This is a genomic window from Kitasatospora sp. NPDC023118, assembly GCF_055560875.1.
The window spans coordinates 274361-288929 of record NZ_JBVHHW010000003.1; the positions used below are offsets into that span (position 1 = coordinate 274361).

The following is a 14569-nucleotide window of genomic DNA, read 5'->3' on the forward strand; positions in this document are numbered from 1 at the left end:
GTCGGGCCACGGCCGTGGGGTCAGCCGGTGACCTTGACCTCGGCGATCCCGCTACGGTACTGGCCGTCCGAGTCCTTCGGTAGAGCGGTCAGCCAGATCATGAAGTACCGCGTGTCGGTCGGCTTGTCGAGGGTGTAAGTGATGGTGGTGCCGGACTGCTTCTGGGCCACCACCGTGAAGTCGGCCAGCGGGGTCTTCTGCAGGTTCCCCTCGTTGGTCTGGGAGTTCGGGATCCGGATGTCGGCCGTGGTGGTGCCGACGAACTGGACGGTCACCGAGCTGACGGACTGCGACGAGCCGAGGTCGATCAGCAGGCCGGTGCCGTCCTTGTAGCCGCCGGGGGCGAACTGGTCGTTGTAGTTGAAGGTCGGCCAGGCCGTGTTCGGGTCGCCGTCGATGGCCTTGGACAGGGCCCAGGCGGACTCCGGGTCACCCTTCGGGTGGTACGACAGGGCGGCTTTGGGCTGGATCGGCACCGGGGTGTGCGCCGTCGGTTGCGCGCTCGGCGCGGCGGTGCTGACCGAGGGCTGCGGGGTGGCGACGGCCTGACCGGTGTTGCGCAGGCTGCCGACGAACTGCCAGGAGGCGACGCCGATCGCGCCCAGCGCGACCGTCCAGGCGGTGGCCTTGACCACTCGACGCAGCCGCCGCTTGGTGCGCCGGGAGGCGGTCGGCCGGGAGGAGGCCGGCAGTGGGGAGACCGCCGGGTCGGCCACTCGCGTCGGGTTGGGCGCGGTGGGCAGGGCGTGGGTGTTGTGCCGGGGCGGGGCCTGGAAGGCGGGCAGCTCCGGTTCGGGCTGGCGGATCTTGGGCAGCCGGGCGATCTCCCGGACCAGCTCCTCCGGGGTGGTGATCGGCTCGGCGTGGTGCGGCGGGTGGTCGAACAGGGCCCGCGCGGCGAGCTCGGACAGGCCCTTGTGGACGCCCGCGCGGACCTGGTCCGGTGCGGCGTTCTGCAAGCCCTTCGGCAGCCCTTGGAGGTCGTAGCGGTCCTCGGGGTACGGCCAGCGGTGGGTGAGCGCGGCGAACAGCAGCGCGCCGATCGCACGGGTGTCGGTGCGCTGGGCGTCCTCGCCGGAGTCCTCGGCGGGCAGCCCGCGCAGGGCGGCGTCCACCGCGATGCCGTTGATCCGGTACTGGCCGCTGTCGGTGCGCAGCACGCAGCGCGGGGTGAGCCGCAGGTGGGCCTGGCCGCGGCGGTGGGCGGCGGCGACCGCGTCGGCGACCTGGCGGACCATCTGGTACGCCTCGTGCGGCTCCATCGGACCGTTGACGAGCAGCTTGGCGAGGTCGGAGGCGCGCGGCAGCCACTCCCGCACGACGTAGACCAGCTCGCCCTCCTGGACGGCGTCCAGGACCTGTACGAAGCGCGGGTCGCCGAGCAGGGCGGCGGACTTGGCGGCGGCCAGCACCTTGCGGGCGCGCTGGTGGCCGGAGGCCATCAGGTGGACACCGACGGCCCGGCGCAGCTTCTCGTCGACGGCACGCCAGCTGCTGAAGGTCTCGGTCTGGGAGATGCACTCCTCCAGCCGGTACCGGTGGCCGATCATGTCGCCGCTGTGCCGCATCGGCGCCGGGAGGGTGCGCGGGAGGGTGGCGGTGTCGCGTGGGTCGACCGTGGGCTGCGGGTCGGTGGGACGGCGCTTGGCGGCGGCCGGCTCCGGGGCGGGAGCGGGCTTCTTCGGGGCGGAGCTAGCGGCCAGTTCGGCGGCGATCTCCTGGACCGAGAGCGGGGCGGTGATCTCCGAGGTCTCCTCGCCGACGGAGGCCCCCGGTCGGGGTTCCGCGGGAGCGTCCGTGTCGTCGGCCGCGGGGGCCTCGTCGTCGGCCGCGTCGGCCGCCTCGCCCTCGGCCTCGTCGTCGGTCTCGTTGTCGGTCTCGTCGTCGGTCTCGTCGTCGGCCTCGGAGGCGTCCGCGGAGGAGGCGTCCGCGGAGGGGGCGTCCGCGGAAGGGGCGTCGGCGGCGTCCGCCGGGGCGGCCTTCCCGTCCCCGAGCTCGTCGATCGCCGCGGCCAGCGCGGCCTCGTCCGCCGCCGCGTCAGCTGCTGACGTGTCGACGACCGCCTTGGTGCCATCAGCCACCGTGGTCCTGCCTCCCCTTGTGTCGCCCCGGCCTTAGAGAGTCGCTGGAGCCCGCGGATTGGCCGCCCTGTGCTCCAGGACAATTGTGCCCACTCTTCTCCACCGGGTACGACCGCTGAAAGGTCCGCTCGGTTGCGCAGGGGTGGAGAGATGTGGTGCAGATCCGACACCGGGCCGCCACCTTGTGGGCCCAGGGGCGCCCGGTACGGGTGGCGGCACAGCATTCGGCCGGACGGGCGGAGGCGGTGGTCGCCCCGGTTGACGCCCGGTCAGGGCGCCCGCTCGTCCGGCCGGTTGGCGCGGTGGTCAGCGGCCCAGTCGGCCTCGGACCATGCCCAGCATGGCGTTCATCTCCTCGATCCGCAGGCGCTTCGCGATGAACACAAACACCAGCATCTGGAGGCCGCCGCCCAGGACCACCGACAGCACGCTGCCCGCCCAGCCGGCGAGCACCTGCTGGACCGCCAGGCTGACGCCGAGGCCGATCACCGCGGCCGGGACGCAGGCGGCGGCCAGCCGGCTGTAGGTCTTGCCGATCCGCTTGGTGTCCAGCCCGCCGATCTTCTTCTTCAGCTTCGGCACCGCGACCGTCACTCCGACGGCGTAGGCGAGGCCGTAGCCGAAGGCCATTCCGGTCACGGTCCACTGCGCGGGCAGCGCGACCCAGCAGATCAGCGAGAAGCCGGCCTGGCAGGCGGCCACCCAGACGGTGTTGGAGAACGGCGTCCGGGTGTCCTCGTAGGCGTAGAAGCCGCGCAGCATCACGTACTGGGCCGAGTACGGGATCAGCCCGAGCGCGAAGGCCGAGAGCATCAGACCGACGTTGGTCGCGTTGTCCAGGGCCGTGCTGCCGCCGCCGACCGCGTAGATCGAGCGGCCGATCGCCGGGCCGAGCGCCAGGAACAGGAAGGCCGCCGGGACGACCGCCACCGCGGTGGTGCGCAGTCCGTACGACAGGTCGTCGCGGACGGCGCCGGCGTCCTCGTCGGCCGCCGCCCGGGAGAGCCGGGGGAGCACCGCGCTCATGATCGAGACGGTGATGACGGCCTGCGGGAGCTGCCAGATCAGCAGGGCGTTGGAGAAGGCCGACAGGCCGACACCGCCGTGACCGCCCTGTTCGGCGGCGCTGCCGGCGGCGGTGGCCAACTGGGTGATGACCAGGTAGCCGGCCTGGTTGGCGAGCACGAAGAAGAAGGTCCACTTGGCCAGCCGGGCCGCCTTGCCGAGGCCGTGGCCGCGCCAGTCGAAGCGCGGACGGAAGTGGAAGTCCGCGGCCCGCAGGTACGGGATCATCGCCAGCGACTGGACCACCAGGCCGAGCAGGGTGCCCAGGCCGAGCAGCCGGACGCCCTCCGGGGAGATGTTCTCCGGGGTCACCTGGGTGCCGTTGTAGCCGCCGTAGACCCAGATGTACGCGCCGAAGGTGAAGACCACCACGATGTTGTTGAGGACCGGGGTCCACATCATCGCGCCGAACCGGCCGCGGGCGTTCAGGATCTGGCCCATCACCACATGGACGCCCATGAAGAAGATGGTCGGCAGGCAGTACCGGGCCAGCGCCACCGTGGTGTCGGCGCGGGCCGGGTTCGACATCATCGGGTGCGCGATCAGCTGGACCAGCAGGGGCGCCCCGAGCACCGCCAGGAACACCACGCCGCCGAGCCCGACCATCACCAGGGTGAGCAGTCGGCTGGCGTAGGCGGTGCCGCCGTCCTCGTCGTTCTTCATGCTGCGCACCAGCTGCGGCACGAAGACCGCGTTCAGCGCGCCGCCGCCGATCAGGATGTACAGCAGGGTCGGCAGGGTGTTCGCCGCGTTGTACGAGTCACCCATGACCGCGATGCCGATCGCACCGGCGATCACCATCGTCCGCAGGAAGCCGGTGCCCCGGGAGACCAGGGTGCCGGCCGCCATGATCGCGCTGGAGTTCAGCAGGCTGGCGACCTTGCCGCCACCCCCGCCGGCGGCCGGGGCCGGCTCGGCGGCCCGCTCCTGCGGCTGTGCGGCGCGCTCCTCGGCGAGGTCCGCCAGCGGCTCGACCGCCGGGGGCACCGCCACGGCGGCCACCTGCATGGTGGCCTCCTCCTCGGAGAGCGGCGGGTCGAACTCGATCGGCGGTACGAAGGGGCGCTGCCCGTCCGGGCCGCCGTACTGCGGCTGCCCCGGGTAGCCGCCCGTGGGCGGGTACGGCGCGGGGGCGGCCGGCGGGACCGGCGCGGCCGGGGGCACGGGCGCGGCCGGGGGCACGGGCGCGGTCGGCTGGGCCGGGGCGGGCTGGGGCACCGGCGGCGGGCCCGCGGGCTCCGCCTGGCGGCCGCCGAACAGCGCGTCCACCCCGACGTACTCGGTGGTTTCGCTGTCCCAGGCCGAGTGCGCCGGGCCGGGCTCCCACTGCGGCTGGGGCTGCTCCGCGCCGCCCCACTGGCCGCCCGCCGGGGCAGGCGGCTGCTGCGGCCAGGCGGCCTGCGCCGGGGTGTCCCAGCCGGGCTGCACCGGCGGCACCGGGGGCGAGAACGGGCTCGGCGACGAGAACTGGGCCGGCGGCACCGGCGCCGGGTAGCCGCCGCCCTGCGGCGGCAGCTGCGGCGGCACGTCGTACGCGGTAACCGGCGGCTGCGGGGCCGCGGGCCGTCCGGCCCGCAGGCCGTACGGGTCCTGGTCGTCCTGCGGGGGCCCGTACGCGTCGGCCGCGTACGGGTCCTGGGCGTAGGTGTCGGCCACGTACCAGTCGCCGGACGGCGACTCGGCGCCCGGCCGGCTCTCACCGCGGCCCGGCGGCCGCTCCTCGCTGCGCCCGGTCATGTCACCTCTTCGCTGTCGTGGGGGGAGGCCGGCCCGGCGTTACGGGGGGTCGGCGGTATCAAGGACCAACCTTCTCATCACTGGCGGTCCGATCCCGGCCATCCGGGCTGCTGGCGCGCGGTGTCTGCGCGGGAGCGTCACCGGCGGAGTCCTCCGCCGGGCCCTCCGCCGGGCCCTCCGCCGGGGCCTCCGGCTCCGCTTCGGCGGCGTCCCCGGAGCCGTCCGTCGCGGGGCCGTCCCCGACCGGCTGGTCGCCGTCCTCGTGCGGCTGCCCGCCGCGGCGCTTGCGCTGGCGGACGAAGCGCAGTGCGGCCAGCAGCAGCAGGACGCCGGCGCCAGCGAAGACGTACAGCACCCCGTTGGTCACCGAGGTGACCTCGACCCGGAACGTCGTGGCCGTGCCGTACTTCTGCGGGTTGGGACCGGTGGTCCACAGCTGGGCGGTCATGGTGACCGGGCCGTTGTTGCGGGCCGCGGCCTGGAACCGCAGGGTGACGCTCTGCGAGGCCGGGATGACCAGCTCCTCCTCCTTGCCCACCCACAGTCTGTTCGGCTGGGTGGAGGTGAGCACCAGCTTCAGGTTGGTGACCGTCTGGGTGAGGTCGTTCTTCACGCTGACCTGCAGCAGGCCGGTGTTCCCGGCCAGGGTGACCACCGTCTTCGGCGGCACCTTGACGGCGTCGGTGAGGTCGCCCAGATACTTGGTGACACCGTCGCGGTAGGTGCTGCCGGCCGGGCCCTGGGCCCGCCACTCGGTGGAGAGCGAGCGGACCATGGCGGCGCTGAACGGGCCGCGCACCCGCTGCGGCAGGGTGAGCACCCGCATCAGGGTGTCCAGGTCCCGCTGGATCTTGTCGGTGCTGCTCAGGTCGGCGGCCGACAGCTCGGTGGCCCGGGCCTGGGTCGGGTAGTCGGCGGGCGAGGGGACGGCGGTGTTGGCCTTCGGGTCCGGTGCGGACTGGGCGAGCGTGTCCAGCTTCACCGGGGCCAGCCACTTGTCGGTCGCCGCCTGCAGCGCGCCGGCCAGCACCTTGGCGGTGGCGGCGGACAGCTCGCGCGGCGGCATGACCAGCAGTCCGCGCTGGTTCTGCGGCTGCTCGTGGGTGATCGTGTAGGTCTCGGCCAGGAAGCGCTGGGTCGCCTCGGTCTGGTCCTTGGGGCTGGTCAGGTCCTTCTGGAAGAGCGAGGAGACCGTGTCGTCGGCGACCAGGGCGTTCTGTCCGTTGCCGATCGGGCGCACTGCGGTCGGGGTGTAGTTCACCGAGTCCGGCTCCGGCATGCTCGCGCCGTTGACCAGCACCAGCCCGCTGCCCGCCTGCCGGGCGATGCCGGCGATCTGCTGGTCGAGGTAGCCCTGGTACGGCCAGGCGACGTCCGAGCGGGTGTCCACGGACAGCCGGCCCTCGACGGTCAGCCGGCCGGCGGTGGCCGCCTTGTTCAGGGCGGTGCCCATCCCGGTCAGGTCGGCGCCGTTGTGCGCGATCGAGGCGAGGTCCGGGTCGGCGTACGGCAGCGCGACCACCTGGCTGCCCTGCTTGGCGACGGCCGCGCGCAGCTTGTCCAGCCAGGCCGTGGCGGCGGCCGAGCCGCTGCCCGGGACGGTGTTGTCGTCCCTGGCCGGCTTGCCCGACTCCTTGCCCGGCTTCTGCACCCGGTACTGCTTGTTGGTCATCGCGAACGCGGCGTCCAGCAGGTCCGGGTCGACCACCCAGGTCAGGTTGGACAGCTTGGAGCCGGTGTCCACCAGCTCGTACAGCCGGCCGCCCGGCGCGAACTCGGCGGCCAGGCTGTCGTCGCGCAGCACCGGGACGGTCTGGTCGTTGTCGGAGACGGTCTGCGCGGCCAGCACCGGGGCGTGCACCAGCGGCCAGAGCGTGGTGATCTTCGTCGGCTGGGCCTCGGTGCCGCCCTGGTTGTACGGCAGGAAGCTGCGGGCGATGCCCAGGGCCCGGTCGCGCGGGTTGTCGGCGGTCGCGCCCCAGGCGTCCACCGCGAGCTCGTAGACGCCGCTGTCGGACAGCCCGAGGTCGCTCACCGCGACGCTCAGGGTGTACGGCTGGCTCTGGCCCGGCTCCAGCTCCGGCAGGGCGTACTGCGGGCTGTCCAGCTCCACGCCGTCGGCGCTGCCGGGCGCGTTGCGGGTGGCCACCAGCTGCAGCTCGCTGCGCCGCTGCAGCGGCTTGCTGGAGGCCGGCTTTCGGATCGCCGCGTGGGCGCCCTTGAGCGCCGACTTGCCGGCGTTGGTGACGTGCCCGCTGACGCTCACGGTGCCGTTCGGGGCGGCGACCTGCGGGGTCACCGTCTCGACGGTCAGCACCACCGGGTACTCCGCGGTGGTCGTGGCGTCAGCGGCCGGGCGGATGTCGCCGCCGGCCGGCAGCGCCACGGCCGGGGCGGCCGTGAACAGGGTCAGGACGGCCGCGCAGGCGGCGGCGAAACGGCGGGCGCGGCGGCCCCGGCTCCGTCCGTCGGCGGCGCGTTCCGCGGGACGTTCGGCGGGGCCCGCGGCCCGTCCAGGCTGTCGGTGCGCCCCCAGGCCCGAGTGCCGTGCCGGCTCACTCACTCGCTTCGCCCTCGCCGTTCTCGATCGATCGCTCGCTGCTGATGCTGTCCGCCCGGCGCTGCCGCCGGGCGTTCCCCGCTCGACGTTCTTCGCCTGACGCCGTTCGCCGCACTGCTGCCGCGGAGGGTTCCGTCGGCGGTGGCGGCACGCGACACCGCATCCCCGGTTCCGGTGCGCGAGACTCGTCCACCGGCATGGTAACGATCCAGCCTGGCGTGCAGTGTTGCGGGCTGTGAGGTGAGACGCCCAAAACGCGCGGGCGGTTGACCTGTCGGGGCACGTACCCTTGTGAGCCGTGTCCACTGCCAATGAGTCCAACGCGCGCACCGATCGTTCCAGCACCGCCGTCCAGGTCGTCCCAGGCCTGAGCGAGGCCCAGACCCTGGGGCTGCAAGAGCTGCTGCGGGTGTCGCCGGTCGCCGACGAGATCGCCCGCCGGTTCCAGGCGGCCGGTCACCGGCTGGCGCTGGTCGGCGGCTCGGTGCGGGACGCGCTGCTCGGCCGGCTCGGCAACGACCTGGACTTCACCACCGACGCCCGTCCGCAGCAGGTGCTCAAGCTGGTCAAGGGCTGGGCGGACGCGGTCTGGGACGTCGGCATCGCCTTCGGCACGGTCGGCGCCCGCAAGGACACCGCCGAGGGCTCCTTCCTGATCGAGATCACCACCTACCGCTCCGAGGCCTACGACCGCACCTCGCGCAAGCCCGAGGTCACCTACGGCGACACCATCGAGGAGGACCTGGTCCGCCGGGACTTCACGGTCAACGCGATGGCCGTCGACCTGCCCGGCCGCGGCTTCGTCGACCCGCACCACGGTCTGGACGACCTGGAGGCCCGGGTGCTGCGCACCCCCGCCACCCCCGAGGAGTCCTTCTCCGACGACCCGCTGCGGATGATGCGGGCCGCCCGCTTCGCCGCCCAGCTGGACTTCGACCCGGCGCCCGAGGTGGTCGCCGCGATGACGGAGATGGCCGAGCGGATCGCCATCGTCTCGGCCGAGCGGGTCCAGGCCGAGCTGAACAAGCTGCTGCTGGCCAAGTACCCGGTGAAGGGCCTGCGGCTGCTGGTCGACACCGGGCTGGCCGGGTACGTGCTGCCGGAGCTGCCCGCGCTGCGGCTGGAGCGTGACGAGCACCACCGGCACAAGGACGTCTACGAGCACTCGCTGACCGTCCTGGAGCAGGCCATCGCCCTGGAGCAGGACGGCCCGGACCTCACCCTGCGGCTGGCCGCGCTGCTGCACGACATCGGCAAGCCGCGCACCCGCCGCTTCGAGCTGGACGGCCGGGTCTCCTTCCACCACCACGAGGTGGTCGGCGCCAAGATGACCCGCAAGCGGATGCGCGAGCTGAAGTACTCCAAGGAGCTCACCGAGGACGTCTCGCGCCTGGTCGAGCTGCACCTGCGCTTCCACGGCTACGGCGGCGGCGAGTGGACCGACTCCGCGGTGCGCCGCTACGTGACCGACGCCGGGCCGCTGCTGGAGCGCCTGCACAAGCTGACCCGCTCGGACTGCACCACCCGCAACCGCAAGAAGGCCGCCGCGCTGTCGCGCACCTACGACGGCCTGGAGCAGCGGATCTCCGAGCTGAAGGCGCAGGAGGAGCTGGACGCCGTCCGCCCGGCGCTGGACGGCAACCAGATCATGGAGCTGCTCGGCGTCAAGCCCGGTCCGCTGGTCGGCAAGGCGTACAAGCACATGCTCGAACTGCGGCTGGAGCACGGCCCGATGGAGCACGACGAGGCGGTCGCGGCGCTGCGGGCCTGGTGGGCCGAGCAGCAGGGCTGACGTCCGTTCACGACGCGAGGGGTGGTCCCGGCACTCGGCCGGGGCCACCCCTCGCGGTCGTACCGGCGCCGGCTACTTGAGCTGCTTGAGGCAGAGCACGTAGTCCAGGGCCGGGAGGCTGGGGTGCTTGCTGGTGTACCAGCTGTCCGCCTTCGGCTGCTTCTCGCAGACCTTCTGGTCGGAGGTGGCGAAGTACTTGTACACCACCTTGTACTGCGCCTTGGAGTCGGTGCAGGGCAGCACGCTGACCTTCGGGTGGGTGTCGGTGGTCTCGCTGGCGCCGTTCTCGTTGCGCAGGCAGTCGCCGACCTTGGCGTCGTCCGGGCCGTCCGTCGAGTCGGTCGGGGTGGGCGTGGTGACCGGCGGCAGGGTGATGCTCGGCAGCGGCGGCAGGGTGAAGGTCGGCGAGGGGAAGGTCGGCGGGGTGTAGGTGGGCATCGGCAGCGGCGTCGGCGAGAAGGTGACCGGCGCCGGTGTCGGCGCCGGGTTCGCGTTGTTGTCGTCGTCCTTCGGGCCGAGCACGCCGGTGGCGGCCAGGATCACGGTGACGACCAGGGAGACCGGCAGCAGCAGCATCGCCGTGTGCGGCCGCCGGCCCAGCGGGACGCCCGGGTCGAGCTGCGGCCCGTGGGTGCCCGGCATCGGCGGCGGCAGCTGCTTGATCCGGCCGTTCGCGCCGAGGTTCAGCAGCAGTGTGATCGGCGCCAGGATCAGCGACGCCGGGCTCCACCAGCCCTGGACCAGGGTCCGGGCGGACATGTCGCGCACGGTGGCCGTCCCGCAGGTGCGGCAGGACGGGCCGTGCATCCGCAGCATCCGGTAGGCCAGGACCAGGCCCTGGTGGCCGCGGACGGTGGCGCTCACCGCCGGGTAGCCGCCGCAGAAGCGGCAGGTCTGACCGTCCATCGGGGCCGGCGGCGGGTACCCGTAGCCGTAGCCGGGCTGCTGGGCGTCGTACGGCGGCGGGGCGCTCGGGTAGCCGTACCCGGGCGGGCCCGGGGGCGGCGGGGGCGGCGCCCCGTACGGGCTGCCGCCGGAGTACGGGTTGCCGTCGCCCGGCGGAGGGCCGAACGGCATCTGGGGCGGAGGCGGAACGGACAAGTGGTCCCCCCGGAGAAGGGTGGTGGTTGACGAGGTCAGGACTTCTTCACCGGCGGGTAGCCGGTGGTGCTGGGTGCGGTGGGGGCCGGCGAACCGAGGCAGAGCACGTACCGCTTGGTGTTCCAGCGGCGGCCGGTCTTGCCGTAGACGGTGCGCGTGGTCTGCGGCGTCTGCTGGCAGCGGTTCACGTCGGTGGTGCCGGTGAACTTCGCCAGCACCTTGTAATTCGCCTTGGAGTCAGTGCACTTGACGATTTCGACATCGCTGCGGCCGCTCACCCGGACGCAGTCGCCGACCTTGGCGCTGCTGACGCTCGGGCCGGCCACGAAGTAGGCCACGGCCACCCCGGCGGCGCAGACGGCCCCAACGGCGATCCGCACTTTGGACCGGAGGCCGCGTTTGGCGGGGGGCGCCGGGGGAGCGGAGGCGGGCTGTTGCTGCGGGTACGGCTGCGGCTGCCCGAAGGGAGCCTGGGCGTACGGGTGCTGGGGGTAGGGCTGCTGACCGTACGGCGCCTGACCGTACGGCGCCTGACCGTACGGCGCCTGCCCGTAGGCCGGCGGGGGCGGCCCGAAGCCGGCCGGGGCCGCCGGCGTGGGTGGTGGCGGCCCGTACGGGCCGGGCGGTGTGCTCATCAGTTCGTCCCCCGAGACCAAGTGCTGTCGCTCCGACAGGTCTACGTACCCTAGCGACTGGGTCGGACGCAATCCGTCCGGAGCCCACAAGGGGATTCCGGGACCAGGCGGTTTCCATTCCGGGACATCGCGGTTTCGCACAGCGCGGTCGCCGGGCCCGGTGGTTCGCCGCACCGAGGCCTTCCGCAGCGCGGTTTCAGGAGTGCCGGTCGCCGGGCAGCGGGCCGGAGCGGCGGGCGGCCCGCAGGTAGAGCACCGCGGTGAGCGCGTACACCGCCGCGACCCCGACGACCACCGCGACCGACCGACCGGACAGCGGCAGCACCAGGGCGGTGACCACGGCGGCGGCCACGAAGGCGACGTTGAACAGCACGTCGTAGATGGCGAAGACGCGGCCGCGGTACTCGTCCTCGACCGATTCCTGAACCACGGTGTCGGCGCAGATCTTGGTGCCCTGGGTGACCACCCCGAGCAGCAGCGCGGCGATCAGGCAGGGCACCGGGGCGAAGAACAGGCCCAGCGCGGGGACGAAGACGACGGGGGCGAGCAGGCAGAGCGTCATCCAGCCGGCCAGGCCCAGCCGCCGGGTGCACCAGGGGCTGGCCACGGCGGCGACGAAGAACCCGGCGGCCGACAAGCCGACCGCCTGGCCGAGGGTGGCCAGGCCGGCCGCGCTGTCGGCCGGGTCGTTGAAGGTGTACCGGGCGAGCATCACCACGACCACGATCAGCACGCCGTAGCAGAACCGGGCCGCGGTGACGGCGGCCAGCGCGTGCACGGCGCTCCGGCAGTCCCGCCGCAGGTGGCGCAGGGCGGCGCCGAGTTCGACGGCGGCCCGCACCAGCGCCTGGCCGAGCGCCGGGTGGTCGCCGTGCTTCTCCGGGCCGAGCAGGTCGCGGTCCATCCGGCGGGCGGCCAGCGCGGCCGACAGGTAGAGCAGCGAGGCGACCGTGACCAGCGCGGCGTCCGCCCGCGGCCCGGGGGCCATCACCTGGTGCAGCAGGAAGCCGATGCCACCGCCCGAGGCGGCGGCGACCGTCCCGAGGGTGGGGGACAGGGCGTTGGCGGTGACCAGCCGGTCCTGCTCCACCACCCGGGGCAGGGCCGCGGACAGGCCGGCCAGGATGAACCGGTTGAGCGCGGTGACCAGCAGCGCGGAGGCGAAGAACAGCCAGGTCGGGGCCTGGACCAGGAGCAGCACGCCGGTGCCCAGGCCCAGCCCGAAGCGGGCCAGGTTGCCGAAGTAGAGCACCTGGCGGCGGCGCCAGCGGTCCAGCAGCACCCCGGCGAACGGGCCGATCACCGAGAACGGCAGCAGCATCACGGCCAGCACCGAGGCGATGTCGGCGGGGGAGGACTGCTTCTCGGGGGAGAAGACCACGTAGGCGGCGAGCGAGACCTGGAAGACGCCGTCCGAGAGCTGGGAGAGCACCCGGGCGGTCAGCAGCCGTCGGAAGTCCCGGCCGCGGAGCAGACCGAGGAGCGTGGCACGGTGCGCGGACTGGTGGGTGCTGCCGTTCTCGGTGATCGCCACCCGCCCAGGGTGCCATGGAACCGGGCACCGTTTCACGTGAAACATTGGCCGCGAAATGGTGAAGGGCCCACGATCCGGTGACCGTGGGCCCTTCTGAGGAGCTATGAGGGAGGCAGCTCAAACTTCGAACTGAACCCTCAGGAGCTCAGCGCTCAGCGCTCGACCTCGCCGCGGATGAACTTCTCGACGTTCTCCTTGGCCTCGTCGTCGAAGTACTGGACCGGCGGGGACTTCATGAAGTACGAGGAGGCCGACAGGATCGGGCCGCCGATGCCGCGGTCCTTGGCGATCTTCGCGGCGCGCACGGCGTCGATGATGACACCGGCGGAGTTCGGGGAGTCCCAGACCTCGAGCTTGTACTCCAGGTTCAGCGGGACGTCACCGAACGCGCGACCCTCCAGGCGGACGTACGCCCACTTGCGGTCGTCCAGCCAGGCCACGTAGTCCGAGGGACCGATGTGGACGTTCTTGGCGCCCAGCTCGCGGTCGCGGATCTGCGAGGTGACGGCCTGGGTCTTGGAGATCTTCTTGGACTCCAGGCGCTCGCGCTCGAGCATGTTCTTGAAGTCCATGTTGCCGCCGACGTTCAGCTGCATGGTGCGCTCGAGGATGACACCGCGGTCCTCGAACAGCTTGGCCATCACGCGGTGCGTGATGGTGGCGCCGACCTGGGACTTGATGTCGTCACCGACGATCGGCACGCCGGCCTCGGTGAACTTGTCCGCCCACTCCTTGGTGCCCGCGATGAACACCGGCAGGGCGTTCACGAAGGCGACCTTGGCGTCGATGGCGCACTGGGCGTAGAACTTGGCCGCCTGCTCGGAACCGACGGGCAGGTAGCAGACCAGGACGTCGACCTGCTTGTCCTTGAGGACCTGGACGACGTCGACCGGGGCCTCGTCCGACTCCTCGATGGTCTCCAGGTAGTACTTGCCCAGGCCGTCGAGGGTGTGGCCACGCTGGACGGTCACGCCGGTCGGCGGCACGTCGCAGATCTTGATGGTGTTGTTCTCGCTGTTGCCGATGGCGTCGGCCAGGTCGAAGCCGACCTTCTTGGCGTCGACGTCGAACGCGGCGACGAACTCCACGTCACGGACGTGGTAGTCACCGAACTGGACGTGCATCAGCCCGGGGACCTTGCCGGCCGGGTCGGCGTCCTTGTAGTACTCGACACCCTGCACCAGCGAGGCGGCGCAGTTGCCCACGCCGACGATGGCTACGCGAACCGAACCCATTTCCGGTTGCTCCCTGTGATCTCATGAGCACCGCCGAAGTCGGCGGTACTCGTCCTGCTTCTTCGATGACTGCTTGTCCGGGCGCGAGGCGCCCGCTCCTGCCGCGTGGCACAGGGCTGACGCGGTGTCAGCGCTCCTGGGCGGAGCGCCCCGGGCGGTCGTACGGTGGCCCGGACGGGTCCGGGGACCCGGTCTCGTGGCCACGGCCGTCCGAAGTCTGGTGGGGTCCGGCGGCGGTGCCGCCGGTGGCGGGCCCGGTCCGGCCGGTGCGGTTGGCCCGCTCGGTCTCGATCAGCTCGTTGAGCCACCGGACCTCGCGCTCCACCGACTCCAGTCCGTGCCGCTGGAGTTCGACGGTGTAGTCGTCGAACCGTTCGCGGGCCCGGGCCAGCGAGCTGCGCATCCGCTCCAGACGCTCCTCCAGCCGGCTCCGGCGGCCTTCCAGGACGCGCATCCGGACCGCCCGGTCGGTCTGGCCGAAGAACGCGAAGTGGACGCCGAACCGCTCGTCCTCCCACGCGTCGGGGCCGGAGTCGGCGAGCAGCTCCTCGAAGCGCTGCTTGCCCTCGGGGGAGAGCCGGTAGACGATCTTCGACCGCTTGCCGTTGAGCGCGGTGGCCGGGACGTACTCGACGTCCGGGTTGTCCTCGACCAGGAAACCCTGTGCGACCAGGCTCTTCAGGCACGGGTAGAGCGTTCCGTAGGAGAGTGCCCGCAGCGCTCCGAGCAGGATGTTGAGCCGCTTGCGCAGTTCGTAGCCGTGCATCGGGGCGTCATGGAGCAGGCCGAGAACGGCGAACTCCAGCACTCCTGAGCGCCTGCCCACTGC

The 14569-nt window shown here is 72.5% G+C and carries 9 protein-coding genes; 1 reads left to right on the forward strand and 8 read right to left on the reverse strand.

Annotated features, from left to right (window positions below; translation table 11 throughout):
• Nucleotides 1-20: 20 nt before the first annotated feature.
• The 3 genes from ACZ3UD_RS05750 to ACZ3UD_RS05760 form a co-directional block, all read right to left on the reverse strand.
• The gene (locus ACZ3UD_RS05750; protein WP_465582628.1) at nt 21-2081 is read right to left on the reverse strand and encodes a protein kinase family protein; all 2061 of its coding nucleotides are present in this window, start codon (nt 2079-2081) and stop codon (nt 21-23) included.
• Nucleotides 2082-2387: 306 nt separating this feature from the next.
• Nucleotides 2388-4883, reverse strand: coding sequence for a murein biosynthesis integral membrane protein MurJ (gene murJ / locus ACZ3UD_RS05755; RefSeq protein WP_465582630.1), 2496 nt, complete (start codon nt 4881-4883; stop codon nt 2388-2390).
• Between the two features lie 58 nt (nt 4884-4941).
• Nucleotides 4942-7446: a DUF6049 family protein gene (locus tag ACZ3UD_RS05760; protein WP_465582632.1), complete on the reverse strand. Its 2505-nt coding sequence runs from the start codon at nt 7444-7446 to the stop codon at nt 4942-4944.
• A gap of 364 nt (nt 7447-7810) precedes the next feature.
• Between ACZ3UD_RS05760 and ACZ3UD_RS05765 the strand changes: the two genes are divergently transcribed.
• The gene (locus ACZ3UD_RS05765) at nt 7811-9235 is read left to right on the forward strand and encodes a CCA tRNA nucleotidyltransferase (RefSeq protein WP_465582858.1); all 1425 of its coding nucleotides are present in this window, start codon (nt 7811-7813) and stop codon (nt 9233-9235) included.
• A 72-nt stretch (nt 9236-9307) separates the two neighbouring features.
• Here the strand turns inward: ACZ3UD_RS05765 and ACZ3UD_RS05770 are convergent, their stop codons facing one another.
• The 5 genes from ACZ3UD_RS05770 to ACZ3UD_RS05790 form a co-directional block, all read right to left on the reverse strand.
• Nucleotides 9308-10312 (reverse strand): LppU/SCO3897 family protein, encoded by a 1005-nt coding sequence (locus ACZ3UD_RS05770; protein ID WP_465582634.1) that lies wholly within the window; start codon nt 10310-10312, stop codon nt 9308-9310.
• A 59-nt stretch (nt 10313-10371) separates the two neighbouring features.
• Entirely contained in the window at nt 10372-10971 is a 600-nt protein-coding gene (locus ACZ3UD_RS05775) for an LppU/SCO3897 family protein (protein ID WP_465582636.1), read from the reverse strand.
• A gap of 196 nt (nt 10972-11167) precedes the next feature.
• Nucleotides 11168-12505 (reverse strand): MFS transporter, encoded by a 1338-nt coding sequence (locus tag ACZ3UD_RS05780; protein WP_465582638.1) that lies wholly within the window; start codon nt 12503-12505, stop codon nt 11168-11170.
• 152 nt (nt 12506-12657) lie between these two features.
• Nucleotides 12658-13740, reverse strand: a complete 1083-nt coding sequence (locus tag ACZ3UD_RS05785) for an inositol-3-phosphate synthase (protein ID WP_387613266.1) — start codon at nt 13738-13740, stop codon at nt 12658-12660.
• A gap of 127 nt (nt 13741-13867) precedes the next feature.
• On the reverse strand, nt 13868-14566 hold the full coding sequence (locus tag ACZ3UD_RS05790) for a PadR family transcriptional regulator (RefSeq protein WP_465582641.1): 699 nt from the start codon (nt 14564-14566) through the stop codon (nt 13868-13870).
• Between the last annotated feature and the right edge of the window lie 3 nt (nt 14567-14569).